The sequence below is a fragment of the Nocardia sp. 852002-51101_SCH5132738 genome, assembly GCF_001665695.1.
GTDB classification, from domain to species: domain Bacteria; phylum Actinomycetota; class Actinomycetes; order Mycobacteriales; family Mycobacteriaceae; genus Nocardia; species Nocardia nova.
On sequence record NZ_LZML01000036.1, the window covers coordinates 1 to 26,347 of the forward strand.

Annotated in this window: 25 protein-coding genes; 12 read left to right on the forward strand and 13 right to left on the reverse strand. The window is 69.3% G+C overall.

The features are described from left to right. Positions 1-392: 392 nt before the first annotated feature. Complete coding sequence (tyrS, locus tag A5789_RS05550) at positions 393-1,676, reverse strand: tyrosine--tRNA ligase (RefSeq protein ID WP_063016127.1); 1,284 nt, start codon at positions 1,674-1,676, stop codon at positions 393-395. A gap of 225 nt (positions 1,677-1,901) precedes the next feature. Between tyrS and A5789_RS05555 the strand changes: the two genes are divergently transcribed. Continuing rightward, a complete protein-coding gene (locus A5789_RS05555; RefSeq protein WP_227462771.1) occupies positions 1,902-2,867 on the forward strand; it encodes an NAD(P)H-binding protein in 966 nt (321 codons plus the stop codon). Between the two features lie 102 nt (positions 2,868-2,969). Continuing rightward, positions 2,970-3,938 carry an AraC family transcriptional regulator gene (locus A5789_RS05560; RefSeq protein ID WP_064905857.1) on the forward strand — a complete coding sequence of 323 codons (969 nt, stop codon included), beginning with the start codon at positions 2,970-2,972 and terminating at the stop codon, positions 3,936-3,938. Between the two features lie 74 nt (positions 3,939-4,012). Here the strand turns inward: A5789_RS05560 and A5789_RS05565 are convergent, their stop codons facing one another. Next, positions 4,013-4,411 (reverse strand): DoxX family protein, encoded by a 399-nt coding sequence (locus tag A5789_RS05565; RefSeq protein WP_064905859.1) that lies wholly within the window; start codon positions 4,409-4,411, stop codon positions 4,013-4,015. Positions 4,412-4,493: 82 nt separating this feature from the next. Next, positions 4,494-5,162: a FadR/GntR family transcriptional regulator gene (locus A5789_RS05570; protein ID WP_063016124.1), complete on the reverse strand. Its 669-nt coding sequence runs from the start codon at positions 5,160-5,162 to the stop codon at positions 4,494-4,496. A gap of 214 nt (positions 5,163-5,376) precedes the next feature. Here A5789_RS05570 and A5789_RS05575 point away from each other — a divergent pair, with 214 nt between their 5' ends. Beyond that, a complete protein-coding gene (locus A5789_RS05575) occupies positions 5,377-7,071 on the forward strand; it encodes a 2-isopropylmalate synthase (protein ID WP_064905861.1) in 1,695 nt (564 codons plus the stop codon). 4 nt (positions 7,072-7,075) lie between these two features. On the opposite strand, the gene A5789_RS05580 is transcribed toward A5789_RS05575, so the two are convergent. The 4 genes from A5789_RS05580 to A5789_RS05595 all read right to left on the reverse strand — a co-directional run bounded on the left by A5789_RS05580 (position 7,076) and on the right by A5789_RS05595 (position 10,395). Continuing rightward, positions 7,076-7,699, reverse strand: a complete 624-nt coding sequence (locus A5789_RS05580; RefSeq protein ID WP_063016122.1) for a DNA-3-methyladenine glycosylase — start codon at positions 7,697-7,699, stop codon at positions 7,076-7,078. A 65-nt stretch (positions 7,700-7,764) separates the two neighbouring features. Beyond that, a complete protein-coding gene (locus tag A5789_RS05585; protein ID WP_227462772.1) occupies positions 7,765-8,052 on the reverse strand; it encodes a DUF3761 domain-containing protein in 288 nt (95 codons plus the stop codon). 110 nt (positions 8,053-8,162) lie between these two features. Next, the gene (sigJ, locus tag A5789_RS05590; protein ID WP_082940481.1) at positions 8,163-9,086 is read right to left on the reverse strand and encodes an RNA polymerase sigma factor SigJ; all 924 of its coding nucleotides are present in this window, start codon (positions 9,084-9,086) and stop codon (positions 8,163-8,165) included. 52 nt (positions 9,087-9,138) lie between these two features. Continuing rightward, positions 9,139-10,395: an NAD(P)/FAD-dependent oxidoreductase gene (locus tag A5789_RS05595; protein ID WP_064905863.1), complete on the reverse strand. Its 1,257-nt coding sequence runs from the start codon at positions 10,393-10,395 to the stop codon at positions 9,139-9,141. 167 nt (positions 10,396-10,562) lie between these two features. Here A5789_RS05595 and A5789_RS05600 point away from each other — a divergent pair, with 167 nt between their 5' ends. The 4 genes from A5789_RS05600 (at position 10,563) to A5789_RS05615 (ending at position 13,587) form a co-directional block, all read left to right on the forward strand. Further along, the gene (locus A5789_RS05600) at positions 10,563-11,312 is read left to right on the forward strand and encodes a DsbA family oxidoreductase (protein WP_064905905.1); all 750 of its coding nucleotides are present in this window, start codon (positions 10,563-10,565) and stop codon (positions 11,310-11,312) included. Between the two features lie 102 nt (positions 11,313-11,414). Next, the gene (locus tag A5789_RS05605) at positions 11,415-12,146 is read left to right on the forward strand and encodes an ABC transporter ATP-binding protein (RefSeq protein ID WP_063016119.1); all 732 of its coding nucleotides are present in this window, start codon (positions 11,415-11,417) and stop codon (positions 12,144-12,146) included. Beyond that, positions 12,143-12,928: an ABC transporter permease gene (locus tag A5789_RS05610; protein ID WP_063016118.1), complete on the forward strand. Its 786-nt coding sequence runs from the start codon at positions 12,143-12,145 to the stop codon at positions 12,926-12,928. The genes A5789_RS05605 and A5789_RS05610 overlap by 4 nt, the downstream gene beginning before the upstream one ends. After that, a complete protein-coding gene (locus A5789_RS05615) occupies positions 12,925-13,587 on the forward strand; it encodes a TetR/AcrR family transcriptional regulator (protein WP_051757202.1) in 663 nt (220 codons plus the stop codon). Before A5789_RS05610 ends, A5789_RS05615 begins: the two co-directional genes overlap by 4 nt. Here A5789_RS05615 and A5789_RS05620 read toward each other — a convergent pair. The 3 genes from A5789_RS05620 to A5789_RS05630 are packed head-to-tail and all read right to left on the reverse strand — an operon-like array spanning position 13,571 to position 16,513. Next, positions 13,571-13,792, reverse strand: a complete 222-nt coding sequence (locus A5789_RS05620) for a Trm112 family protein (RefSeq protein ID WP_063016117.1) — start codon at positions 13,790-13,792, stop codon at positions 13,571-13,573. The genes A5789_RS05615 and A5789_RS05620 overlap by 17 nt on opposite strands. Before the next feature lie 10 nt (positions 13,793-13,802). Further along, the gene (locus A5789_RS05625) at positions 13,803-14,294 is read right to left on the reverse strand and encodes a GtrA family protein (RefSeq protein WP_321190231.1); all 492 of its coding nucleotides are present in this window, start codon (positions 14,292-14,294) and stop codon (positions 13,803-13,805) included. Next, on the reverse strand, positions 14,291-16,513 hold the full coding sequence (locus tag A5789_RS05630) for a hypothetical protein (RefSeq protein ID WP_064905908.1): 2,223 nt from the start codon (positions 16,511-16,513) through the stop codon (positions 14,291-14,293). Before A5789_RS05630 ends, A5789_RS05625 begins: the two co-directional genes overlap by 4 nt. Before the next feature lie 397 nt (positions 16,514-16,910). Between A5789_RS05630 and A5789_RS05635 the strand changes: the two genes are divergently transcribed. After that, positions 16,911-17,933 carry a glycosyltransferase gene (locus A5789_RS05635; RefSeq protein ID WP_082940487.1) on the forward strand — a complete coding sequence of 341 codons (1,023 nt, stop codon included), beginning with the start codon at positions 16,911-16,913 and terminating at the stop codon, positions 17,931-17,933. After that, the gene (rffA, locus tag A5789_RS05640; RefSeq protein WP_064905868.1) at positions 17,923-19,059 is read left to right on the forward strand and encodes a dTDP-4-amino-4,6-dideoxygalactose transaminase; all 1,137 of its coding nucleotides are present in this window, start codon (positions 17,923-17,925) and stop codon (positions 19,057-19,059) included. Before A5789_RS05635 ends, rffA begins: the two co-directional genes overlap by 11 nt. A gap of 19 nt (positions 19,060-19,078) precedes the next feature. Here rffA and A5789_RS05645 read toward each other — a convergent pair whose 3' ends face one another. Beyond that, positions 19,079-22,030, reverse strand: coding sequence for an AMP-binding protein (locus tag A5789_RS05645; RefSeq protein WP_082940482.1), 2,952 nt, complete (start codon positions 22,028-22,030; stop codon positions 19,079-19,081). 88 nt (positions 22,031-22,118) lie between these two features. Between A5789_RS05645 and A5789_RS05650 the strand changes: the two genes are divergently transcribed. Together A5789_RS05650 and idi are read left to right on the forward strand one after the other, a co-directional pair. Next, positions 22,119-22,442 carry a hypothetical protein gene (locus A5789_RS05650; protein WP_064905872.1) on the forward strand — a complete coding sequence of 108 codons (324 nt, stop codon included), beginning with the start codon at positions 22,119-22,121 and terminating at the stop codon, positions 22,440-22,442. Between the two features lie 22 nt (positions 22,443-22,464). Continuing rightward, on the forward strand, positions 22,465-23,028 hold the full coding sequence (idi, locus tag A5789_RS05655) for an isopentenyl-diphosphate Delta-isomerase (RefSeq protein ID WP_227462773.1): 564 nt from the start codon (positions 22,465-22,467) through the stop codon (positions 23,026-23,028). A 4-nt stretch (positions 23,029-23,032) separates the two neighbouring features. On the opposite strand, the gene A5789_RS05660 is transcribed toward idi, so the two are convergent. Beyond that, on the reverse strand, positions 23,033-24,268 hold the full coding sequence (locus A5789_RS05660; protein WP_063016111.1) for a globin domain-containing protein: 1,236 nt from the start codon (positions 24,266-24,268) through the stop codon (positions 23,033-23,035). A 217-nt stretch (positions 24,269-24,485) separates the two neighbouring features. Next, a complete protein-coding gene (locus A5789_RS05665; protein ID WP_030518247.1) occupies positions 24,486-24,968 on the reverse strand; it encodes an Rrf2 family transcriptional regulator in 483 nt (160 codons plus the stop codon). 151 nt (positions 24,969-25,119) lie between these two features. Here A5789_RS05665 and ilvA point away from each other — a divergent pair, with 151 nt between their 5' ends. Further along, positions 25,120-26,340 carry a threonine ammonia-lyase gene (ilvA, locus tag A5789_RS05670; protein ID WP_064905874.1) on the forward strand — a complete coding sequence of 407 codons (1,221 nt, stop codon included), beginning with the start codon at positions 25,120-25,122 and terminating at the stop codon, positions 26,338-26,340. Positions 26,341-26,347: the final 7 nt, after the last annotated feature.

Genomic DNA, 26,347 nt, shown 5'->3' on the forward strand with positions numbered 1-26,347 from the left:
GGATGAACGGAACCAAAATAAATATTTGGCACTGACATTCATCGACACACTATTGAGTTCTCAAAGAACACACGCACCAGCAATCTCGCGGGATTCTTCCCGGTCGATCGGTTGGGCAACTTTTACAGCTTAGCTCAGCCAGAAGTTCCCGACCAAATCGGGGTCCCTCTTACCGAACCAGTGTGATTGTCAGGCGCTCCTCGTCCGACCTCGTTGTCCCGGGCCTCTCGGCTCCGGGTCGGTGTCCGTGTCGCTCTGACTTGGAATAAGTTACGTGGCGGAGAACAGAACGTCAAATCGCCACGTCGGCTCGCATTTTCGCAGGTCACCGGCCCGGCTCCGGGCCGGTGACCGACCCGAATCACACGGATGTGACTCAGGTCATGGCCAGATCAGCTCCCGGCTCGGCGGGCGCCGGCGAAGTTCTTCTTGCCGCGCCGCAAAACCAACCAGCGTCCGTGCAGGTAGTCGGTGTCGGCGGGCATCCACTCCGGGTCGGAGATGCGGACGTTGTTCACCGAGGCGCCGCCGTCGGCGACCGCCCGGCGAGCTGCGCCACGACTGTCCGAGAGTCCCGAGGCGACCAGCAGATCGACGATCGTCGATTCGGGGCCGGCCTCCGCCACAATGCCCTCACCCGCGGCTTCGGCCAGCGCGGAGCCGAGTGTCGCTTCGTCCAGATCGTGCAGATCGCCGCGGCCGAACAGCGCCTGGCTGGCCAGCTGCACCGCGCGGGTGTGCGCCTCGCCGTGCACGAGCGTGGTCATTTCGGCGGCCAGGCGACGCTGCGCTTCCCTGGCATGCGGACGTTCGGCGGTCGCGGTCTCGAGTTCGGCCAGTTCCTCCCGGTCGAGGAAGGTGAACCAGCGCAGGTAGCGGATCACGTCGGCGTCGCCGGTGTTCACGAAGTACTGGTACCAGGCGTACGGGCTGGTCATCTCGGGATCGAGCCACAGACTGCCGCCGCCGGTCGACTTGCCGAACTTCTTACCGTCGGCGGAGGTGACCAGCGGGGTGGTCAGGGCGTGGACCTGCTCGCTGTCGAGGCGGCGGTTGAGTTCGACGCCGGCGATGATGTTGCCCCACTGATCGGAGCCGCCGACCTGCAGACGGCAGCCGTGGGCGCGGCGCAGCTGTACGAAGTCGTTGGCCTGCAACAGCATGTAGCTGAATTCGGTGTAGGAGATGCCGTCGCCGTCGAGGCGGCGCTTGACGGTATCCCGCGCCAGCATCACGTTCACCGAGAAGTGCTTGCCGATATCGCGGAGGAAGTCGACGGCGCTGAGGTTGCCCGTCCAGTCCATATTGTTGGCGATGATCGCGCCGGTCGGCGAATCGTCGAAGTCGACGAAACGCTGCAGCTGGCCGCGGATCCGGTCGGCCCACTCGGCGACGGTATCGGTCGAGTTCATCACCCGCTCCCCCACGTCGCGGGGGTCACCGATCAGACCGGTGGCGCCGCCGGCCAGGACGATCGGGCGGTGTCCGGCCTGCTGGAAGCGTTTGAGCGTGAGCAGCGGAACGAGATGGCCCGCGTGCAGACTCGCCGCGGTGGGGTCGAAACCCGCATACAGGGTGATGGGGCCCTTCGCCGTTTCGGCCCGCAGGGCGTCCAGATCCGTGGACTGTGCGATCAGCCCACGCCAGGTCAGTTCGTCGATGATGTCGGCGCTCACGTCCTCCCATCTTTCCGCACCGAGCCCGCTCGGCTGCGCTGGGTCGGCGATGTCCGGGCCGGGCGGGCCGTTCGGTCAGGAATGAACCGCGCCGATGCGTCGGGGGCCCGGCCGATGCTCGACGATCGTCGGCTGGGCAGTCCGCGAGCGGAGCGTGGACGCGTGCGTATGTGTGCGAGCGTCCGGGCCATGGCCGATCGCCTCGGATCCGGATGTACTCGATACATGACAGAGAACACCATGATCGACAACGAAACCCTCGGCACCACAACGGTTTCCGCCGACGCCGGCACCGACCGCACGTCCACCCCGAAGACCGGCCCCGACCACACGGCCGTGGGCCCCGTCGTCGTCTTGGGCGGCGTCGGGAAGACCGGTCGGCGGGTCGTGGCGCGTCTGGCCGAGCGCGGCATCGAGGTGCGCCCGGCCTCCCGTTCGACCGCGATCCCGTTCGACTGGGAGGACCGGACGACCTGGGCGGCCGCCCTGGACGGCGCTCGATCCGTCTACCTGACCTACCAGCCGGATCTTGCCGCCCCGGGCGCCGACGAGGCGGTGAGAGAACTGACCGCGGTGGCACGCCGGGCCGGGGTGCGGCGACTGGTTCTGCTGTCCGGCCGGGGCGAGCCGGAAGCGCAGCGTTGTGAGGAGATCGCCCTGCGCAGCGGCCTGGCCACGACCGTGGTGCGGTGCAGCTGGTTCGCACAGAACTTCAGCGAGGATTTTCTCGCCGAGGAGATCGCGACCGGACAGGTGACACTGCCCGCCGATACGGTCGCCGAGCCGTTCGTCGACGCCGAGGACATCGCCGATGTCGCTGTCGCCGCACTCACCGAGGACGGGCATACCGGTGAGATCTACGAACTGACCGGGCCGCAGGCACTGACCTTCGCCGAGGCGGTGGCCACGATCGCCGCCGCTACCGGTCGCGCGATCGGGTATCGGCCGGTGAGCCTGGACGAATACGCCGCCGCGATGTCGGAGATGGGACTGCCTCGGGAAGTGGTCGACTCGCTGACCTATCTGTTCGGCACGGTTCTCGACGGCCGCAACACCGCCGTCACCGACGGTGTCGAGCGGGCATTGGGGCGGGCGCCGCGATCGTTCGCCGACTATGCCCGCCGGACCGCGGCCGAGGGCGGGTGGCCGGTGACCGACGGTGGCGAGCCGGCCGGTGTGCCGCGCGGGTGATCGGCGATGCCGGTGATCGTGCGTGATTTCCCGGGGTTCCGTTGTCCCGCCGGTGCTGGGAAGCCGGTTGCCGCACCGGCCGCCATGCGCGATCGTCGTGGCATGGATGCCCTCGCCGACCTGCTCGACGGCCCGCGCGCTCGCGGTGCGTTCGTGATGCGCTCGCTGCTGGACCCGCCGTGGTCGCTGCGGATCCAGGACCGGGCGCCGCTCACGGTGGTGGTGGTGACCCGTGGATACGCCTATCTCGTACCGGACGGCGACGATCCGATCCGGCTCGAGGAAGGTGCGGTCGCGATTCTGCGCGGTCCGGATCCGTACACGGTGGCCGACGAACCGTCGACCCCGCCGCAGGCGATCGTTCACCCTGGGCAGACCACGACCACTCCGGACGGTGAACTGCTCTGTGAGACATGGGATCTCGGGGTTCGCAGCTGGGGGACGAACGCGGCCGGAACCACCGCGCTGCTGACCGGAACCTACGAGGTGGCCGGCACGGTCAGCGACCGTCTGCTGCGCGCACTGCCGCCGCGGGCCGTCCTCGACGGTCACGAGGTCGACGAACGTCTGCTCGGCCTGCTGGTCGACGAAGCCGGCCGCGACATCCCCGGGCAGGCATCCGTGCTCGACCGGCTGCTGGATCTGCTGACCATCGCCGCAGTGCGCACCTGGTTCGCACGGGCGGAGGCGCCGCAGTGGTACAGCGCCTACGCCGATCCCGTTGTGGGCCAGGCGTTGCGGCTGCTCGAGCACAATCCCGCCCACGATTGGACGGTCGCCGAGCTGGCGGCGACCGTCGGCGCGTCCCGGGCGGCGCTCGCGCGCCGGTTCACCGAACTCGTCGGGGATCCGCCGATCGCCTACCTCACCGAATGGCGGCTGGCGCGAGCCGCGGACCTGCTGCGCGGGACCGACGCCACCATCGAGTCGATCGCGCGGCAGGTCGGTTACGGGACGGCGTTCAGTCTGAGTGCCGCGTTCAAACGGCGTTACGGGGTCAGCCCCGGCATACATCGGCGCACCGAAACCCTTGCGGCGGAACCGGAACGTGACGCCGGAGCAGGCGGCTGACGAGTCTTCAGCCGGCATGTCGATGGGCCCGCGCCGGGTGTTTTCCGGAGCGGGCCCATCTGGCGGGTGCGAGTTCAGTGTGCGGGGCGGCGTTCGTAGGCGATCCAGGCGAAGACCGCCATCAGGACCAGCGGGAAGATCGCGCCGGCCGGGGCGTCCATGACGAAGGCCTGGGTAGCGGCCGCGCAGACCATGGTGATCGACAGTCCGGCGGCGGCGAGCCAGGACAGGCGCGGCACCAGCAGGCCGATACCGCCCGAAATCTCCACCAGGCCGGTGAAATAGCGGAACCAGTCGCCCCAGCCGATGTCGTGGAAGATGCGGACGGCGTCGGATTGGCCGACCACCTTCGGCAGCCCCGAGGCGATGACGAAGAACAGGCCCAGCACGATCTGCAGGGTCCACAGCACGCGCGTGCGGATCTTGCCGGGACGAGTGGCGACGGACGGGGCGGAGGCGGTGACGGCGGTCATGATTCGGTGTCCTTCCGGATGCTCGGTGTGGGTTCGAGCGCGCTCACCACAGAAGACGGGCCACCCCGGAAGAATTCATCGGTCAGGAGAAAGCGGATCTCAGGGCGCTCAGGTGCACCCGGCTGGCCGTGGCCGCCGTCTGGGCCGACCGATCGCGAATCGCCTCGAACAGCACCTCGTGGGCGTGATGGTCCGCGGCGGGATCGGCCATCGGCCGCATGCGCAGCATCTGCGTCATCGCGCGGTGCACGCGCGGGACGAAGGCGTCGAACAACTGCAACAGCACCTCGTTGTGCGCCGCCGCGATCACCGTGCGGTGAAAGGCGGTATCGGCGTCGACGAGATGGTCGACCGAATCGTCGGATCCGGCACGCACCGCCAGCGCCTTCCGCATGATCCGCAGGTCGGCGGGGGTGCGCCGCTGCGCCGCCAGAGCCGCGGCTTCGGCCTCGATGGCGATGCGGGCCTCGATGACGGCGGCGATGTCGGCACGGCGCAGCACCTCGTCCCAGTCTTCGGCCACCTCCAGCGCGGTGACGAAAACGCCTGCCCCCTGGCGGCTTTCGAGCACGCCCTGACCGGACAGTTCCCGGATCGCCTCGCGCAGCGTGGAGCGTCCCACGCCCAGCTGGGCCGCGAGGGTCGTCTCGCCCGGCAGTTTGTGTCCGAGCGGCCATTCACCCGAGCGGATCCGGTCGAGCAGGAGTTGAGCGGCCTGGGCCGCCAGCGGTTGCCTCTGCACGGTCGCCATCGGCCCTCACCTCTCTACTTGTCTGAGGAGTTGTCACTCGCTATGGTAGCCGACATGGGACAGGGACTGCTTCTCCTCGGCCGCCGCGGCGGGGTCTGAACGACCGGCACCCTGCCCGCGGGTTGCTGGGCTGCGCCGGTCGACACCTCCGACGCAGAAAGCCGATCCCGTGCCCGACCACACTCCCCGCTGGAATCGCCAGCGCCCCTCCGCCATGCCCTCGGATCGTTATCACGATGTGTATCACCATGTTTCGGTGCCGCTGACCGAGCGCAACTGGCCCTCGAAACGCCTCGAATCCGCCCCGCTGTGGGTGCCGGTCGACCTGCGCGACGGCAATCAGGCCCTCGCCGAACCGATGGATCCGGTGCGCAAGCGCCGATTCTTCGAGATGCTGGTCGCGATCGGCTACAAGGAGATCGAGGTCGGCTACCCGAGTGCCTCGCAGGCCGATTTCGACTTCGTCCGCCTGATCCGCGACGCCGAGCTCGCGCCCGCCGACGTCACCCTGGTCGTCTTCACCCCGGCCCGTGCCGATCTCATCGCGCGGACGTTGGAGGCCGTGGAAGGGATCACCAACGACGTGGTGATCCACATGTACACCGCGACCGCGCCGCTGTGGCGCGATGTCGTGCTCGGGCGGTCCCGGGCCGAGGTGGCGGAGATGATCCTCGCGGGCGGCCGCGAGATCGCGCGGCTGGCCGGCGACCGGCCGAATCTGCGATTCCAGTTCTCCCCCGAGGTTTTCATGCTCACCGAACCGGATTTCGTGCTGGAGGTGTGCGATGCGATGACGCAGCTGTGGGACGCGAGCCCGCAGCGCCCGGTGGTGCTGAATCTGCCGGCGACGGTCGAGGTGGCCACGCCCAATGTCTACGCCGACCAGATCGAATACATGGATCGCAATCTGAGCCGCCGCGACGGTGTGATCCTGTCGGTGCATCCGCACAACGACCGCGGCACCGGCATCGCCTGCGCGGAATTGGCGATGCTGGCCGGAGCCCAGCGCGTGGAGGGCTGCGTCTTCGGCAACGGTGAGCGCACCGGAAACGTCGACATCGCGACGCTGGCCCTGAATCTGCACGCCCAGGGTGTGGACCCGATGATCGATTTCTCCGATATCGACGGCATTCGCCGCACCGTCGAGTACTGCACGCGGATGCCGATCCCGGAGCGACACCCCTACGTCGGCGATCTGGTATATACCGCGTTCTCCGGGACGCACCAGGATGCGATCAAGAAGGGTTTCGCCGACCATCGCCGGCGGGCCGAGCTGGCCGGGGTGCCGGAATCCGAGATCGAGTGGCAGGTGCCGTATCTGCCCATCGACCCGGCGGATGTCGGACGCAGCTACGAGGCGGTGATCCGGGTGAATTCACAGTCCGGCAAGGGCGGTATCGCGTATCTGCTGCAGACCGGATACGGACTGGAGCTGCCGCGACGGTTGCAGATCGACTTCGCGCGGCATGTGCAACGCCATACCGACGACACCGGCGCCGAGGTGGGTGCGCGGTGGTTGTGGGAGCTGCTGCAGCAGGTGTACGGCCCGACCGGCGACGGTATCGCCTGCGCCGGAGGCCGGATCCACTGGCGATTCGGCGAGTCCGGCGACGTCGTGATCACCGCGCCGAATGCCGGGGCCGAGGTCGAGACGACCTGCACGGCCGCCGATGCCAGTCGGCTCACGGAAATATTTGCCGCACAGGGCATCTCGATCGAGCCTTTGCAGGCTACCCACCATCGGCTGCCCGCCGGCGCGGGTGCGGAATACGTGGTCTACGGCGAGTTCCGGGTCGGCGGTGACGTTCGATGGACGCTCGGCGTCGCCGATACGGTCGCGGCGGCCGAATCGGCGGCGACGATCGCGGCGGCGCAGCGCGGGCGGATCCGCGCCGAGTTGACGAGCTGACCGCTCAGGCCGACCGCCCGACCTCCGGGGCGCGCGGACTGCGGCGGTAGGCCGAGACCGCCGGGGAGTCGCGCAACCACAGCCGCCACGGGCGGTCGGCGGCCAGGCTCACGCCGACGCGGGGGCCCACCCCGATCGCGGCGGAGTCGGTGATCTCGGGGCCCAATTCCAATCTGATCGGCGCCGCGGGGTCGAACAGGGCGGTGCCGTAGTCGGAGAGCGTAATTCCCAGGGCACTGCCGAAGTTGCCGGGCCCGCGCGCCAGATCGGTATCGGCGCGGGCCGCGGGGCGCCGGGAGCGCGCGACCTCGTGGCCCTCGATCACCTCGCCGGCCCGCAGCAGCACGGCACTGGCGACGCCGTCGGGGCCGCTGGTGACGTTCACGCAGGTGTGCATGCCGTAACTGAAGTAGACGTAGAGCACGCCGGGCGGACCGAACATCACGGCGTTGCGCGGGGTGCGCCCGCGGCCGGAGTGGGCCGCCGGGTCGTGCCACGGTCCGGCCGGGTCACCGCCGTACGCCTCGACCTCGACGATGCGCACGGCGACCGGGCCGGACCGCATCGTCGCGCCCAGTACGCGGCGAGCGGCGGCCAGCGGTTCCACGGCGAGTTCCTCGGCAGACACGGGTTCTCATTCTTACTCGAGCACCCGTGGTGACCGACGCCACGCCCGCCGTGGACCATGCTCGGTCAGAGCCAGCGCTCGACACCGCCGTGATGGGAGCAGGTTCCGCTGCGGTGGCGGCTGTAGCTGTAGGTGCCGTCGCCGCACTGCGCGGTCGCGCCGTCGGGATCCGAGCCGGGACGCGGGACGCAGGCGTGGTCGACGTTCTCGTAATCGCCTGCGGGGCAGGAGATGAAGGCCGGGGCGGCGGTCGCGGTCGCCGTGGGGGCGAAGACGGCGGCAAAGCCGACACCGGCGGCAAGCAGCCAGCCGGTCAGGGTGGTGCGACGGGTGCGGCTCGCTACGCTGTGCACTTGTGAAACTCCTACCATTCTAATTTCGGCCGGAACTGTCCCGGCGGATGACAAAAATAGCGCATCCCATAGCCGCACAGGACATTTCGGGCGAATCAGTGGTAGCGGCTCTACTGCGGCGGGCGCAGCCCGGCGAGTTTGTCGGGGTTCACCTGAAAGCGCAGGTTCTGCACCCGACCGTCGAGGATGTCGAAGGTGAGCGCGCCGACCGGGAATCCGCCGATCTCGCCGACCACGCTCAGTTCGCCGTTCAGCACCACGGCCCGCATCCGGATTCCGGTCAGGATGGGTTTGGCCAGCACACCGAGCAGCCAGCGGGCGACGTGGTCGGGGCCGTGCAACGGCCGGCGGGCCGCGGTGACCTTGCCGCCGCCGTCGTTCCAGAGGGTGACGTCGGGGGCCAGCAGCTGCATCAGCGCGTTGACGTCGCCGCCGTTGGCGGCCGCCAGGAACCGCTCGGTGATCTCCTGCCGCGCAACGGGATCGGTGTCGTAGCGGGGACGGCGGGCCTGCACATGATTGCGGGCGCGATGCGAGATCTGCCGGACGGTCGGCTCGGGGCGATCGAGAAAACCGGCGATCTCGGCGGGTGAGAATCCGAAGACGTCGCGCAGCACGAACACCGCCCGTTCGACCGGGCCCAGTGTCTCCAGCACGACCAGCATGGCCGTGGACACCGTGTCGACGATTTCGACGCGCTCGGTGGCATCGGGTTCGCTGAGCAGCGGTTCGGGCAGCCACGGGCCGACATAGGTTTCGCGTACCGCGCGGGCGCTGGTGAGCCGGTTCAGCGACAGGTTGGTGACCGTCCGCACCAGGTAGGCCTTGGGGTGGCGGACGCGCTCCCGGTCGACCTCGTGCCATTTCAGCCAGGCGTCCTGCAGCACGTCCTCGGCGTCGGCCACACTGCCGAGCAGTTGATACGCGGTGGCGAACAGCAGCCGGCGATGCGTGTCGAACGCATCGCCGGGGTCCGCCGGTGGGTCCGCGGGCCGCGCGGTCACCGCACCGGCGTCCTCGGCGTCACCGTCCATGCGCTCATCCTCTCCCGATCGCTCGAGGGCCCGCAATATCGGGGCAGGTCCCTCACGCCGCGATCCGGCCGGCCGCGCGCGTCGCGCGTCCCCCACGCGACAGCGTGACCGACACATTGGCGCGGCGGCTCAGCCGGAATGTCGGGACCGGGCTGCTGCTCACGAACTCCTTGTAGTGCACCGCGGCGCGGCCCTTCAGGTAGGCGCGGCGGGGGCTGTCGTCGGCGTGCGTGAATCCGATGACCGCATCGCGGCGGCCGAGGCTGACCGGCTGATGGAAGTATCCGAACCGGAACGGCCGCACCGACTTTCCGCGCAGCCGCCGCGCGATGGCGTCCGCGGCGTAGGCCGCGGTCGGCATACCGCTCTGGCAGGTGCCGTGCATCCGCCCCCACGGCTGGGTGATGGCGGCGGCATCGCCGATGGCGTAGATGTCCGGATGCGAGACCGACCGCAAAGTCGGGTCGGTGACGACGGCCCCCGCCGCATCCGTGGTGATGCCGGCCGCGGCGGCCAGGGCGGCTACGCGCACTCCCGCGGTCCACAGCGTCAGCCCGGCGGGCACCATCACGCCGCTGTCCAGGCGCACGGCGTCGGGCAGCACCTTCGTGACGCGAGTTCCGCTGCGGCGCAAGATGTTCAGGCGGTCCAGGGCACGCTCGACGTAGGCGCGCGGGCGCTCGCCCAGCATGGCGGCGGGTTCACCGGTGCTGATCAGGGTGACGGTGAGGCCGGGGTGGGATTCGGCGATCTCGGTGGCGGCCTCGACGCCGGTGAGACCACCGCCGCAGACCGCGACCGCTCCCCCGCCGGCCTCGAGTTCCGCGAGACGCTGCGACATCCGATGCGCCGTGCGCGGATCGTCGAGGGTCCACGCATGCTCGGCCACACCCGGCACGGTGGTGGTGTCGGCGCGGCTGCCGAGGGCGTAGACCAAGGTGTCGTAGCCGAGTTCGACGCCGTCGTCGCAGATCACGCGATGGGCGACCGGATCGATCGCGGTGGCGGAGGCGCGGCGGAAGGCCACACCGGTTCCGGCCAGCAGGTCCGGGATCCGGTGATCGGCGAGTTCGGCGCCGGCCGCGACCTGATGCATACGCAGCCGTTCGGTGAACCGGTCCGACGGGTTGACCAGCGTGATGTGCACCGCCTGCTTGCGGCTGCGGCGCGCGAGCCGGATCGCCGCCAGCATTCCGGTGTAACCGGCGCCGAGGACGACGATCTCGTGCTGACGCCCGGCGTCCGGCTCGAACCGAGTCTCGTGGTTGCTGCGCTGGGTCTTCCGATCACTGCGCTGGGTGTCGCTCATGGTCCTGTCCTTTCGCGGCGGGTCGACTGTGCGATTCGGTGATGGGACAAGTCGGCCGCGACTTTCGTGACACGCCCCGATGTGATGCCGGTCACACCTCCGGGAACAGGCCGGATACCCGCCCGGTTGACATGTCAGGACTTTCGGAAGACGCGAATGAGGTGACCATGGCCGTACAGGTCGAGATCTGGACCGATATCAACTGCCCGTTCTGCTACCTGGGCAAGCGGCGCTTCGAGCAGGCACTGGCCGGCTTCGAACACCGCGACCAGGTGCGGGTCGTGCATCGATCCTTCGAGCTGGATCCGACACTGCCGGCCGGGCACAGCGGCCCCGTGGTCGCCCATATCGCCGAGAAGTACGGCATCAGCGAGGCTCAGGCAGCCGCCAACGAACGCGGCATCGCGGCCCAGGCGCAGGCCGTCGGCCTGCCCTATCGCACCGAGGGACGCGACTTCGGCAACAGCTTCGACATGCATCGGCTGCTGCACTTCGCACTGGAGCGCGGGCGGCAGGAAGAACTGCTCGACGCGTTGTACGAGGGCAATTTCGCCGACGAGCGGCCGGTGTTCGGGGACCGGGAACGGTTGATCGAGCTGGCCTCGCGAGCCGGGCTGGACGCGGCCGAGGTGCGCGCGACCCTCGACGACCCGCGGGCCTACGCCGAGGCGGTGCGCGCCGATGAACAGACCGCCGCCGAACTCGGTGCGACCGGCGTGCCGTTCTTCGTCTTCGACCGCACCTACGGCGTATCGGGGGCTCAGCCGCCGGAGGTGTTCACGCAGGCACTGGAGCGGGCATGGGCAGATCGGGCCCCCGCGCTGCAGGTGCTCGGCGACGGCGAGACCTGCGGTCCGGACGGCTGCGTGGTCGAGCCGGGCGGGACCGCCGCAGCGCCACCGCGCGATCACCACTGATCCCCTCTTGCGTCGCGACCGGACCCCGGGCAGAATTCAACACACAATGAATTCAACGCTCGGTGAATAACCTCGCCGGCCGTGTGACGTGAGAGGTGGACCGTGGCGAACCCCGATTCGTCCCCGGCGATCACCGTCGAGCACCTGCGGGTGCGTCGCGGGGGACATGAAGTGCTGCACGATATTTCGCTGACCGTTCCGGCGGGCAGCATCACCGGCCTGCTCGGGCCGTCCGGCTGCGGTAAGACCACCTTGATGCGCAGCATCGTCGGCACCCAGCTGATCGAGGCCGGCAGTGTGCGGGTGCTCGGCGAGGAGGCCGGCGCCCGCGGACTGCGTGCGCGCGTCGGCTACGTCACCCAGGCGCCGAGTATCTACGACGATCTCAGCGTGCTGGACAACGTCTCCTACTTCGCCGCGCTGTACGGCCGCGACTCCGAAGCGGTGCACGCGGCGATCGAACAGGTCGGCCTGAGCCCGCATATCCGGCATCGGGGCAATCAACTCTCCGGCGGGCAGCGCACCCGGGCATCGCTGGCGTGTGCGCTGGTCGCCGATCCGGAACTGCTGGTCCTCGACGAGCCGACGGTCGGACTGGATCCGGTGCTGCGGGTCGAGTTGTGGAAGCAGTTCCACGAGCTCGCCGCTCAGGGCCGCACACTCGTGGTGTCGAGTCATGTCATGGACGAGGCCGAGCATTGCGACCAGCTACTGCTCATGCGCGACGGCCATCTCCTGGCCCAGCTCACTCCCGACCAACTGCGCGCCGACACCGGCGAAACCAGTTTGGAGAACGCGTTTCTCGCCCTCATCACGATGGGACAGCCGCGATGACAACGACATTCGCCCCGCCGTCACGCCCGCCGCTGCGCTGCTACACCGCGACCTCGGCGCGCATCCTGCGTCAGTTGCGCGCGGACCGGCGCACCGTCGCCATGCTGCTGCTGGTGCCGACGCTGCTCATGGCACTGCTGTATTTCGTCTATCACGAGACGCCGACCATGCCGGGAGCGCCGTCGCTGTTCGACCGCGTCGGCATCAGCATGCTGGGCATCCTGCCATTCATCGTGATGTTCCTGATCACCGCGATCGCCATGCAGCGCGAGCGGACCTCGGGCACGCTGGAGCGGCTGATGACCACACCGCTGTCGAAGCTGGATCTGCTGGGCGGATACGGCACGGCGTTCTCCGTCGCCGCGGCGGCGCAGGCGGGCCTGGCGTGTCTGGTCTCCTTCTGGTTGCTCGGATTGCATGCCGCGGGCAGCGCATGGCTCGTGCTGCTGATCGCCGTGGTCGACGCGGTGCTGGGCGTGGCGCTGGGACTGCTGGCGAGCGCCTTCGCGCGCACCGAATTTCAGGCCGTGCAGTTCATGCCGCTGGTGGTGGGCCCGCAGTTCTTCCTCTGCGGGCTGCTGGTGCCGCGCGATCAGCTGCCGCGCTGGCTGGAGATCATCAGCGATGTGCTGCCGCTGAGCTATGCGGTCGACGCGCTGCAGGAGGTCTCCCGCCATCCGGGCGCGACCGCCGCGATGTGGCGCGATCTCGGCATCGTCGCCGCATTCGCCGCTGTCGCACTGACTTTGGGCGCCGCCACTCTACGCAGGCGAACAGCATGAGCGATGTGACCGAGGGTGTGAGCGCCCGCAGTGGGCGGCGGGCCGGTGAATCGGGGACCCGGGAGGCGATTCTGAATGCGGCACGCACCCGTTTCGCCGAGGTCGGATTCGACAAGGCGTCGATCCGCTCGATCGCGGGCGCGGCGGGGGTCGATCCCGCGCTGGTGCATCACTACTTCGGCACCAAACAGCAATTGTTCTCCGCCGCACTGAATCTGCCGATCGACCCGGAGCTGATCCGCGCGCCGATCCGGGCCGCCGAACCCGACCGGCTCGGCGAGACCGTGGTCCGGACCGTGGTCGGCGCATGGGATTCCTCGGTCGGCGTGCACGCGGTCGCGGCCTTTCGCGGCATCCTTGCCGGCGGCGATGCCGCGCTCGCCCGCAGCTTCCTGCTGGAGGTCGCGCTGAAAGATGTTCGGGAGAAGGTGGATTCGCCACCGGGCAGCGGGACCACGCGAGTGGTGCTGGCCGTGTCGCAGATGATCGGCCTGCTGGTCGCGCGCAAGATTCTGCAGGTCGAACCCGTGGCGTCGATGCCGCTGGACGAACTGGCCGCGGCGGTCGGGCCGACCATCCAGCGCTATCTGACGGGCGATCTGCCCGTCGCCGGCGGCTGGGCGGACTTACCGCCGTCCGGAATCAGCCCTGGGCGGTGAAGGACTCGTGCTCGGCGTCGCCGACCGCACGCGCCTCGTCCACGAGCAGCACCGGGATGCCGTTGTCGACCGGGTAGGCGCGACGCAGGCGCGGGTTGTAGAGCACGCTGTTGCCCTCCGCGTCGCGCACCAGCGACAACGGCCCCTTGTCCTCCGGACAGGCCAGCAGGCTCAACAACGTCGGGTCCAGGGTTTGCTCCGCCATATCCGACAACCTACCCGCCCGCCGAATCCGCGGGCCGGGCCGCCCGGCGGAACGAGATGTGCCGATGCCCGAAGAAGCTGAGCACCGCCACCGCGCCCATCACGACCACCGTGGCGGGGGTCTCCGGCAGGTCGAACACCCCGACCGCGAGCTGCACGCCCGCCATGTTCAAGATCAGCCCGCCCGAGTTGACCGCGACGAATCGCAGGAAGTCGGCGATCAGGTGACCGCGCACTCGAAAGACCAGGGTGCGATGGGCGAAGAAGGCGAACACGATGCTGATCGCGTAGGCCAGTGCCACCGCCACCGCGGGCGGCCAGCCGCCGGGCAGCACCTTCAGCCACATCACCGTCAGCACCATGCCCAGCAGCGTGTTGGCCGCCCCGACCGCGGCGAACGCGATCTCCTGGCGGCGAATCAGTCGCAGCAGCAGACCCGGTGGCGGGATGTCCGGCTCCCCCGCCGCCCGCGCCGCGGCCGTTCCGTCCGCGCCGACGCTCACGGAACCACTTCCGCTGCTTCCTGTTTCACCGGATCGCCGGATTCGCTCGCGCGCCGGCGGGAACGCAAGTACAGCCACTGCATCACCGCCAGCAGCGCCAGGCCGCCGACCGCCGAGGCGACACCGATACGCCAGCCCGGTGGCTCCCAGGAGACCTCCAGCGTGGCGTCCCGGGTGCCGGCCGGGATATCCACGGCGATGATCGATTTCGCGATCTCGCGGATCGGGAGTTCGTGGCCGTCGAGGGTGGCGCGATAGCCGGGCCAGTTCAGCCGCGCGAGTACCACGCGACCGCCGTCGGCCGAGCTCACGCGCACCCGGCTGGTGCGGTCCGATTCCGACAGTGAGGTCGCCTGTACGTCGTGCGCGTCGGAGATGCGGCCGTTCGTGGTCGACACCGGACCCTGCTCCCGCTCGAGCACCCAGATGTAGCGTTCGTGGCCCGGATAGCCGACCCACTTCCAGCCGGGCGGCGCGGGCTGGTTCCCGAGGTCGGGGAACATCGCCCGCTGCAGGACGACACGGTCGAGTTTCATCAGGTCCACCGGGGCGCGACCGGTGATCGGCTCGGCGGTGAACAGCCGCCGGAACGAGTCCGGGCAGACGCTGGAATCCCATCGCATGCACAGCATTTCGCCGAACCAGTAGTGCCCGTTGGGTGTGTAGCCGTTGACGTAGTTGCGATGCACGTCCTTGGCGAAGTTGCCGAACACCAGCGATCCGTAGGCGCCCTGCAGACTCTTGTCCGCCGGCTGCAGCAGTCCGCGGTCGCCGAGCTGAATGGTGACACCGCCGAATGCCGGGAACGCCGCCTCCGCCTCGGAGCGGTGCACGGGCAGATTCCAGCCCATCGGCGTCGGCTGGACCAGACTCACCTGCAGGTAGGCGATCGGGAGCATGGCGACGACGGTCGCCAGCGCGGCCGCCCCACTTCCGCGGCGCGCCCACAGCCACACCACGCCGGCGCCCAGTGCCGCGACCGCGAGCGCGGAGAGCACATGCCACCAGATGTGGTGCGGGTCGGCGGAAAACGTTCGCACCCAGAGCAATCCGATCAGCACCGCCGCCGCCACCGCACGCGGGCGCCAGTCCCGCACCGTGCCGAATCGGCCCAGCAGCACGCAGACCAGGATCAGCAGGCCGACCGCCACCATCGGCAGCACCCGCGCCGGCCAGCGCAGCGGGCCGACCGTGCCCGGTCCGGCCGTCCACATCAGGAACATGATCGCGAACAGCGCCACCGAGATCAGTTCCCGCCACACCCGGCGCGCGCGATTCCAGTCGACGAATGCCAGCGCCGGAATCAGGAACCACGCGATATAGGTGACCGGCAGCGGCTGCACATACCCCCACCAGGAGGTGAACGCAGGCATCGCCGAGGGCAGGCTGGCATTCAGCGATTCCGACCACGGCACCGTGAGGAAACGGTCGTTGTTGATCTGCGAGTTGCCCCGCCAGCTCACCGACGCGGACAACATGCTCGGCAGATACGTCATCAAACCGGCCATACCGGCCGCGCCCGCGACCACCGCCACCCGCAGCACCGGGCGCCAGGCGCGTTGGACGACGAGCTCTCCCACCGCCACGGCGACCAGCATCAGCGCCGCCTCGACGGCCGGAAAGACGTATTCGACCGAAATCGCCAGATACAGGTAGACGAACAACGGAATCGGCCCGTAACCGCGGGTGCCTCCGTAGCGCGACCGATCCCCTGCCGGGCCGCGGGCGTAGCGGACCGCACTGGCCCAGGCGTGCAGCATCCAGGCGGTGCCGGTCAGCGAGGTGACCCAGCTGGCCTCGTCGAAGAACAGGAACCAGCCCGAGAGCGGAAAGGCGATGCCCGCCACGGCGGCCCAGGACGCGCGACTGCCGTAGACCAGGCAGACCCGGTACACGCCGAGTGCGGCGATGATCGAGAAGATCAGTTTGACGACCGTCGCCAGCAGCGCGAGATTGTCCACCGACGGTGCGATCAGATCGATCAGCAGTTGCGGCGGGTTGAACAGGCCCGCCTCTTCCATGGTGTAGTTCCCGGTCATCCATTGCTCGGGCACCATCAGCGGCAGATGGCCCTCGCGCAGGTGCCGGCCGAGCATCACCCACAGCGGGGTGTATTGGGATTCGGTGTCGTCGGTGTAGAAATGCCGCGCGTTGGCGAGCAGCACCGCGACATATCCGGCAATGACCCCGATCGCGGTGACCGCTCCCCATCGGAACACGGTCTGCCGCGGATGCCCCGCGGCGCTCGACTCGGGCCGGGGAGCGGCGGGCCGCCCATTCTCGACGGCGACATCGCGCCGATCCTTCCCGGGCTCCGCGAGCGCCGTCGTCGACACTGCACTTTCCACCACGATTGACAGACCCTACCCGCCCGCGCGCTCGCGGGCATCGCCCCCGGAACCGCCGCCCCTCTCGCGGAGCCGAAGCCGGTGACCAGCAGCGTGTTAGAGTTCACCCCGATTCGGGCTCTGGATACAGGCGAGGAGTTCCGGTGCGCACCGTCATCGAAAGTCGAACCAGCTGATGCCGATTCCGTCCGCAACCGCATATCCCCCTGCCGCCGGGCAGGCTTCGACACCGAATGTTCACCCGCCGGTCACCGGCGGCGGCGAGCGAGTGCATGCGGTCTCGGTGGTGATCCCGGTGTATCGCGGCGAGCAGACCATCGCCGGACTGGTCGCCGAACTGCACGGATTGGCGGAGTCCGCGCGCACGCCGGACGGCAACAGCTTCGCGGTCGAGGAGATCGTGCTGGTCCACGATCACGGCCCCGACCGCTCCGACGTCGTGCTGCAGCGGCTCGCCGCCGAATACCCGCAGGTGCGCGTGATCTGGCTGAGCCGCAACTTCGGCCAGGACGCGGCCACCATCGCCGGCATGGCCGCCGCGCGCGGCGAATGGATCGTCACGATGGACGAAGACGGCCAACACGATCCGGCATTCATCGGCGCCTTCCTCGACACCGCGCTCGCGCAGCGCGCGGACCTGGTCTATTCGAAGCCGACCAACACCCGCCCGCACGGCGTGCTGCGCAACCTCACCTCGCGCGGCGCCAAGGTGGTGCTGGCGACGGTCTTCGCCTTCCCCGATTCCACCCGCTTCGAAAGCTACCGGCTGATCCGCGGCGATATCGGCCGTCAGCTCGCCGAGGTCGCCTCCAACGGGGTGTATCTGGATGTGGCGCTGACCTGGGTGGTGGACAACACCGCGCAGGCGCCGGTGGTCCTGCGCGCGGAGGGCCGCGAAGAGTCCGGCTACAACTACCGCCGGCTGTTCTCGCTGTTCTGGAAGATGGTGCTGTGCAGCGGAACCCGCGGCCTGCGCCTGGTGAGCCTGCTGGGCGTGACCCTGGCCGCCGGTGGTGCGGTGATGGCCGCGGTGGTGATCTGGAATGCCCTGTTCGGCAACGGTCACGACCCCGAGGGCTGGGCCTCGATCATCGTGGTGCTGCTGCTGGTCTCGGGCGCGATCCTGTTCTCGCTCGGCCTGATCGCGGAGTATCTGGGTGTGGCGTTGCACGTGCTGGTGGGCAAACCGCTGTATCTGACGGTAGATTCCCCGACACCGCGTCCGCATGCCGAGGCGCGGGTTCCGACCACGGCCGCAGCAATCGGGGGACACAATCCGGGTGAGCACTGACCGCATCCTCTTCAGCCGTCCCTACCGCGCCCAGGCCGAGCTGACGAATCTGGCCGCCGTCCTGGCCTCCGACCATAGTCACGGCGACGGGCCGTTCACCGCGGCGGCGACGGCGAAATTGCGCGCCATCACCGGCGCCCCGCACACCCTGCTGACCACCTCGTGCACCCATGCGCTGGAGATGGCCGGGCTGCTGCTCGAACTGGGGCCCGACGACGAGGTGATCGTGCCCAGTTTCGCCTTCACCTCCACCGCCACGGCTGTCGCGATGCGCGGGGCCACCTGCGTCTTCGCCGATATCGACGAGCGCGGCAACCTCGATCCGGAGTCGGTGGCCGCGGCGGTCACCGAACACACCAAGGCGATCGTGGTCATCCACTACGGCGGAGTGGGCGCCGATATGGACCGGCTGCTCGAGATTTCCGAGGCGCACGGCCTGGCCACCGTCGAGGACACCGCGCACGGCCTCGGCGGCCGGTGGCGCGGACGGCCGCTGGGCACGATCGGCACCGTGGGCGCGCTCAGCTTCCACGACACCAAGAACGTGCACTGCGGTGAGGGCGGGGCCATCCTGCTCACCGACGAGATCCTGATGGGGCGCGCCGAGATCATCCGCGAGAAGGGCACCGACCGGGCCCGGTTCCTGCGCGGGGCGGTCGACAAGTACTCCTGGCAGGACATCGGATCGAGTTATCTTCCCAGTGAGTTGAATGCCGCGGTGCTCGATGCGCAGCTGGCCGAATTCGACCGGATCCAGGCCGGGCGGATGCGGGTGTGGAACGCCTACGCCGCCGCACTGCCGCAGTGGGCAGCGCGCAACGACGTGCGGTTGATGCAGGTACCGGACGATCGCGAGCACACCGCGCATCTGTACTACCTGCGCACCCCCACCGAGGACACCCGCGACGCGTTGATCGGATACCTTCGCGAACAAGGCATTTCGGCCCCGTTCCACTACGTGCCGCTGCATTCGAGCCCGGCCGGGCAGAAACTCGGCCGCACCACGGTTCCCTGCCCGCGCACCGACGAATTCTCGGCGACTCTGCTGCGCCTGCCGCTGTGGCCGGATCTGAGCGATCAGCAGGTCGCGCGCGTCATCGAGACGGTCACCGCGTTCACGGTGTGAGCGGGAGACCTCGTGGCACCTATCCCAGCAGTGCGGCCGCGACCTCCGGGGTGAGCACTTCGTAGCTCTCCGATTCCCGGTTGTAGTACCAGGTGTTCTCGTCCGGTTCCAGGCGAAGGGCCGATCGCACCGCGTGGGTGGCGGGACGGAAGCTCGAGCTGCGCGGGATTTCGTCGACCACCTGCACGATGTCGGGACGCTGGGCGGGGTCGAGGGAGCGCAGGCCCTCGGTGACGTCGGCGGGTTCGAGGCGGTGGCCCGCGCGCACGCTCACCACGGCGACCGCGAGCGTGGTGCTCGGGGTCCGGCGGCCGAAGGCGACCTCCATATCGACGGCCGTGATGTCGTTGAGCGCGTCCACGATCGGCTGGGAGTAGACCGGCCCGCGGGCGGTCGCGATGACGGTGTCGCGGCGGTCCATCAGCCAGTAGTCGCCGTCGCTGTCGCGGCGGAATAGATTTTCCGTCGGCATCCAGGCATCACCGGCGGTGAAGACCCCGCGCAGGCCGCCGCGGGAGATGTCGACGGTGTCGGCGGCCCGCCCGATCAGCAGGCCCACCTCGTTGTCGGCGGCACGGCGCGCGAAGCCCCGGGTGTCGGTGACGATCTGTTCGGCGATCGGATCGTAGGAGATCAGTTCCACCTTCGCCGTGCCCGGCACCGGCCGGCCCTTGCAGCCGATCTTCACGCCCGCCACATTGGCGAGCACGACGTCACCCTCGATGGAGGCGTAGAACTCCAGCACCCGCGCGGGCGCGAACCGCTCCGTGGTGCGCCGCCACAGGCCGGCCGGCATGCCGGAGCCGATGAACAGCCGGATCGGATGCGAATGGCCGGCGGGGAAGGTCTCCACGTCGAGGATGTCGCGCAGCATGGTCCAGGTGTAGGTGACCACGGTGACGCCGTAGCGGTGCACCTCGGCGGCGAAGCTGGGCGGATCCAGCGAGCGGGCCAGCGCGATCCGGCTGCCACCGGCCACCGCACCGCCCAGACTCACCAGCAGGCCCGACGAATGATGCAGCGGTGCAAGGCAATACACCGTATCCCGGCGGTCCAGGTCGGCCGCCGTCGCGGTGCCGAAGGCCGACAGCGCCCACCGGTGGTTGGTGATGTACTTCAGGTCGAGTTTGTCGCCGGTACCGGTGACCAGGATGAACGCCAGCTCGCGCGCCAATCCGGGATCGGGCCGGAACCAGCCCGGCAGGTCCACCGCCGCCGGGTCGACCTGCTCCAGGTCGACGACGTCCGCGCCGTCCGGGATGTCGAGTGTGCGGGCATTGCCGCCGCCGAGCACCAGGACCCGGGTTCCGGCGGCGGCCGCGGCCCGCAGGTTCTCCGGATCGGCCACGATCACCGTGGTCCCGGTCGATTCGACCGCCCGCGCGGTCTCGCCACCGGGCGCCAGTAGCACCGCGACCGCCCCGATCCGCGAGAGTGCCGCGACCGAGGCCAGCGCGCTCGGGCGGGTTTCCATCAGCACTCCGACGCGGGTGCCGGGGCGTACGCCCGCCGAGATCAGCCCGCGCACCACGTTGTCGATGCGGGCGCCGACCGCCGCGTGGGTGTGCACCCGGTCGTCGAAGAGGAACAGCTCGCGCATCGGCGCGTTGCGCTGTTGTTCGGCGAGCAGGCGGCCCAGCGAGATCCGGGTGTGCGGCTGGATCATGCCGAGCCGGGTCAGCCGGGGCAGCGCACGGGCGGCCTCCCCCGTGAGCTCCTTGGATCCGCGCAGCGCGTTTCCGGCCAGGCTGCCGAACGCCGCGCCGATTCCGGCGCCGGCCTCGGCCAGCGTGGCCGCGGTGTGCACGACCCGGGTGGCCGCGGTGGTCTGGCGGTCGGCGGCGACGTGCTCGTGCATGGGCGCGATCTGTTCGGGCAGGTCTGCGTTCCCGCCCAGCCAGTTCACCCAGTCGCGCACCAGCGGCCAGGTCTGGTTGGTGGCGGTACTGCCCGCCACGAGGCCGAAATGCCCGGCCACCAGCGTGGCCTCGTAGACCTCGGCATTGGGCGCCGCGCGCACGATGCCGCGCACCGCGGCCGGCTGGCCGATATCGTCGACCTCGCCGACGAAGGCGAGGATGGGGCATTTGACTTCGGCCAGCGAGATCGGCTGATCGCGAATGACGAAGCCACCGGACATCATTCGGTTGTGCGCGACGAACTGCTTGAGCAGATCGGCCGCCGCCGGTCCGGAATAGCCCACCCAGCCGTCGTGTTCGAGAAAGCGGCGCTGACGTTCCTTGGGCAGCAACGCTTCTCGATCGTGCAGCTGGCGCAGGAAGTCGATACGGGCCTTCGCCGTCTTCACCGGGTCGAGCAACTGGAAACCGACACGCACCATCGCATCGGTGATCGGCAACCGGGTGAGGACGTGGTCGGCGACGAAATCGGCCACCTCCGACACCAGCCCGTAGGGCAGTCCGAACGGCAGTCCCGCGACGATGTCGACCGGGCTGCCGAAGGTGACGATGCTCTGCACGCCCTTGCCGTAGCGGAAGGCGGTGGCCTGGTAGGCGAACATGCCGCCCTGCGAATACCCCATCAGATGCACGCCGCGGCCGGTCAGTTCGTTGACCGTGTCGATCGCGCTCGACAGGGCGAGGACGTGGTCGGCCAGATCGCGCTGCCAGCCACCTTCCTCCGTGGCGGGCGAGCCGAAATCCAGTACCCAGCAATCGATTCCGGCGCGATGCAGGATACCGACAGCGCCGCCCTCGGCGTTGACGTCGTAGATGTCGGCATTGACCATCAGCGGCGGCACCAGCAGCGCGACGGGCCGGTCGGCGGCCGGGTCGTCCGGGAAGTAGTGGCGCAGCCGGTACATCCGCTTGCGCTCGGTGACCTCGAAGGGCGAGGACTCCACATCGTGGGCGAGGCCGCCGAAACGGATGACCTCGAGACCGTTCTGCGCGGTCGCCATCAACCGTCGCGCCGGTCCCGTCAGGGTTCTCGTATCGAATTTCACAACCACTCCCAGCCCTTGCGCCCTGCGCTCACACCTTCACGCCCCCTGCGTGCGGGTCGAGCCTGCCACATCGACAGCCTACTGCGGGCCTGGTGTGATCGGTCCCATCCGCGATCACAGGTTGCGCACGGACGGGGTGCGGATGCGGCAGGCGGCGCCACGTTTTCGCGAATTCGGTCCCGCATCGCCGACCGTGCCCCGGCCGGTAGGCGACCTGGCCGCGATGGCGCCCGAAGGCCTCTCCTGCGGAGGGGAATTCACCGCGCCGGCGATTTCGGCCATCGCCCGGGCCGATCGCCGCGCGGGCTTCCCCAGCGATATCGGCCCCGGCGACCGGCCGGCGGAGGCCCGGGCCGGCTGCGGCGGCACCGGCGTCGCCGATCGGCATATCGCGAGGGCAGGTCCCTTCACCCGGTGACAGCCGCCGATAAGGTGGGACCGTGACCGGCACCCACATCACCTCCACCGACAGCACGGTCGACCGCGAGTCCCTGCCCGTCGAACTGGTCGACGAGCAGGGCCGCGCGACCGGAATCTGCCCGGTGTCCGATGCCCACACCGCGCCCGGACGGCTGCACCGCGCGTTCTCGGTGCTGCTGTTCGGGCCGGACGGCCGGGTGCTGCTCCAGCAGCGGGCCGCGGTCAAGACCCGGTTCCCGCTGCGCTGGTCCAACACCTGCTGCGGACATCCGGCGCCGGGGCAGTCCCTCGCCGAGGCCGCCGCGGTCCGGCTGGGTGAGGAACTGCGGGTGAGCGCGGAACTGCGCGAGGTCGGCGTCTATCGCTATCGGGCCGACGATCCGGCGACCGGGCGGGTCGAGGACGAGTGGGATCATGTGCTGATCGGCGAGTTCGCCGGCGTGCCCGACCATCCCGACCCGGCCGAGGTGGCCGCGGTGCGCTGGGCGGAGCCCGATCGGCTGGAGGCCGATATCGCCTCCGCCCCAGCGGATTTCACGCCCTGGTTGCACGGAGTGCTCGCCGCCGCGCGCACCGGCCGCTGACCGCTCAAAGATCCAGCAGCCAGTCGTTGGGCGCGAACAGTTCGAAGTGGACCCGTTCGTCGGACACACCGGCCGCCTTCAGCTGGGCCCGTGCCGCCTGCAGGAAACCGGTGCCGCCGCACAGATAGATGTCGGCCTCCTCGGGCAGGTCGATGCCGGCCAGCGACAGCAGGCCCGCGTGCGCACCGGCGGTGGGCTCCTCGTACCAGACGTGCAGCTCGGCATCCGGTAGACCGGCGACCAGATCGGCCTGAGTGCCGCGCAGCGGGTGCGTGGAGGCGGCGCGGTCGGCGTGCAGCGCCAGCACGCGGCGCGGCGACCCGGCGGCCGCGAGATATTCCAGGATTCCGACCATCGGCGTGACGCCGATACCGGCCGAGATGAGCACCAGCGGCGTCCGCGCGGCGGTGTCGATGGTCAGATCGCCGAACGGCAGCGTGATCTGCAGCCGGTCGCCCACCTCGACGTCTGTGTGCAGCCACGACGACACCTCACCCTCGGGGCGGTCGCCGACGGCGGTGACACGGCGCACCGCGAAGGCCAGCCGGCCCGCGCCGGGAGCGTTGACGAGGCTGTACTGGCGCAACTGCCGGGCGCCGTCGGGCAGATCGGCGCCGACCGAAACATATTGTCCCGGAACGAAGCCGGGAAGGGGCGCGGTCGCGTCGGCGGATTCCACGACGAAGGTGACGGTCTCGGCGGGGTCCTCGACGCGCTCCACCACCCGGACCTCACGGAAGACCGCGCCCGGTTCGACACCGGCGCCCGAGTACAACTCGTTCTCGAATCCCATCAGGGTGTCGGCCATCAGCCAGTAGACCCGGTCCCAGGCGGCCGCGACCTCCGGGGTGACCGCCTCGCCCAGCACGTGCACGATCGCCGCGAACAGATGCTCGTGCACGATCGGATACTGGTCGGGCACCACCCCGAGCGAGGCGTGTTTGTGCCCGATGCGGGCCAGCAGCTGGCGCGGATGCGGCAGGTTCGGATCGACGAGGTGGGTGGCGAACGTGGCGATCGAGGCGGCCAGCGCGCGCTGCTGCTCCCCCTGGGCCTGGTTGCCGCGATTGAAGACGTTGCGCAGCAGATCGGGGTGTGCCGCGAAGAGACGCCGATAGAACTCGGCGGTGATGTCGTCGATCCGCGCCCCGATCACCGGCAGGGTCGCCCGCACGATCTCGGCGTGATGCGGTTCCAGTTCGGCGCTGGTGTCCAGGGCCGATGTCGACGCGGTCGTCATGGTGAAACTCCTCTTCGAGCAACAATTCCGGTGCATTACCGGGCGAATTCCACGGTAACCATTTCGGGTGCCTCGAATCCATTTCCGAGCCCGTGTGTTCAATTACGGTTCCGGGTGCGGATTATGTTGTCCGCGCCACATTTTCGTTCGAATACAGCGAAATGCGCTGTGTCGCCGAAGATGTTGGTGCACAGCGCATTACGAGGAGAGTATGGGGTCAGGACACGGCGGGAATATCGGCCGCGAAACCGCCGAACGGCAATTTCGGCGAGGCCGACAGATGCAGTAATTGCTGCGTCCGTTGATCGACCAGATCACTGAGTGTGTAGCGGTCGAGTTCTCGATAGAACGACTCCTGCGCCTCCGCCAGGATCCGCCGCAGGCGACACGCCCCGGCCATCGGGCAGGGGTGCTCGCCCACACAGTCGACCACCTCGGCCGCCCCCTCGAGGCCGCGCACGATCTGCCCGACGGTGGCGGTGCGACCGGCGTCGGTGAGGAAGATGCCACCGGCGCGGCCGCGCTGCGAGGCCACCAGGCCCAGTTCGGAGAGTTTGGTGACGGCCTTGGCGACGTAGTGCTCGGAGGCGTTGACCTGCCGGGCGATCAGCTTCGCGGTAACCCGCTCCTCGACGCCGCTGCTCACCGCGAGCCGCATCATCGCCCGCAGCCCCAGATCGGTGAATCGCGACAACTGCATTCCCCCAGGCTACTTAATTCCGCCTTTCAAAAGCGCATTCAGCGGTGTGGGTTCAATTACCCCGCATCGTGCGGATTTTGCGGGCCGGCTCACATCACCATCGCGCGTCCGGCTGCGAGGATTCACCGCAGGCGTCTGGCAGCATGGCCGCATGGAGCTGATCGGATTCGATCGCATCAGCGCGGCCCGGGAGATGCTGGCGCCCGTCATCCGCCGCACCCCGGTGATCGCCTCGCGGGTGCTGTCCGAGCGGACCGGCGCCGATGTGCGGCTCAAATGCGAGAATTTGCAGCGGACGGGGTCGTTCAAGCCGCGCGGCGCGTACTTCCGGATCGCGAATCTCGCCCCTGCAGAACGCGCCCACGGGGTGGTGGCCGCGAGCGCCGGCAATCATGCGCAGGGAGTTGCTTGGGCCGCAACGACTTTGGGCATCGCCTCGACGGTGTTCATGCCGGTGGGAGCGCCTCTGCCCAAACTCGTCGCCACTCGCGCCTACGGCGCCACCGTTCATCAGGTGGGCGAGACGGTCGACGAGGCGCTGCTCGCGGCCCAGGAATTCGCCGGTCGCAGTGGGGCGACGCTGATCCATCCCTTCGACCATCCGGATATCGTCGCGGGCCAGGCGAGCGTCGGATCGGAACTGCTGGAACAGTTTCCGGACGTCGGGACCGTACTGGTGCCGACCGGGGGTGGCGGACTGCTCGCGGGTGTCGCCGCGGCCCTGCACCCGGCCGCACCGCAGGTGCGGGTGATCGGCGTGCAGGCGGCGCTGGCGGCAGCCTGGCCAGATTCGCTGCGTACCGGGGAACCCGTTGCCCTGCAACGTATGTCGACCATCGCCGACGGCATCGCCGTCGGGCGACCCGGTGAGGTGCCGTTCGCCCATGTCATCGCCCATCAGCCGACGATCGTCACCGTGGGCGAGGACGCGCTCTCGGCGGCCGTGCTGCTGTGCCTGGAACGGGCGAAACTCGTCGTGGAACCGGCGGGCGCGGCGGCGGTCGCGGCGCTGCTGAGCCTGCCCGCCGAGGAACTGCGCCTGCGCGGACCGGTCTGCGCGATCATCTCCGGCGGCAACGTGGATCCGATCCTGCTCACTCGCATCATCGGCCACGGGCTCAGCACCGGCGGGCGCTACCTCGCCGTGCGGATCACCATTTCGGATCGGCCGGGCAGTCTGAGCCGGTTACTCGATGCCGTCGCCGGCACCGGCGCGAATGTGCTCGACGTGGTGCATTCGCGTACTCCCGCCGCTCTGGCCATCGACGAGGTGGAGGTGCAGCTGACCCTCGAGACCCGCGGCCCCGCCCATCGCGACGATGTTCTCGACGCGCTCGAGCGGGCGGAATACGCTGTGCGCGTTCAGGACTGAGCGCGCG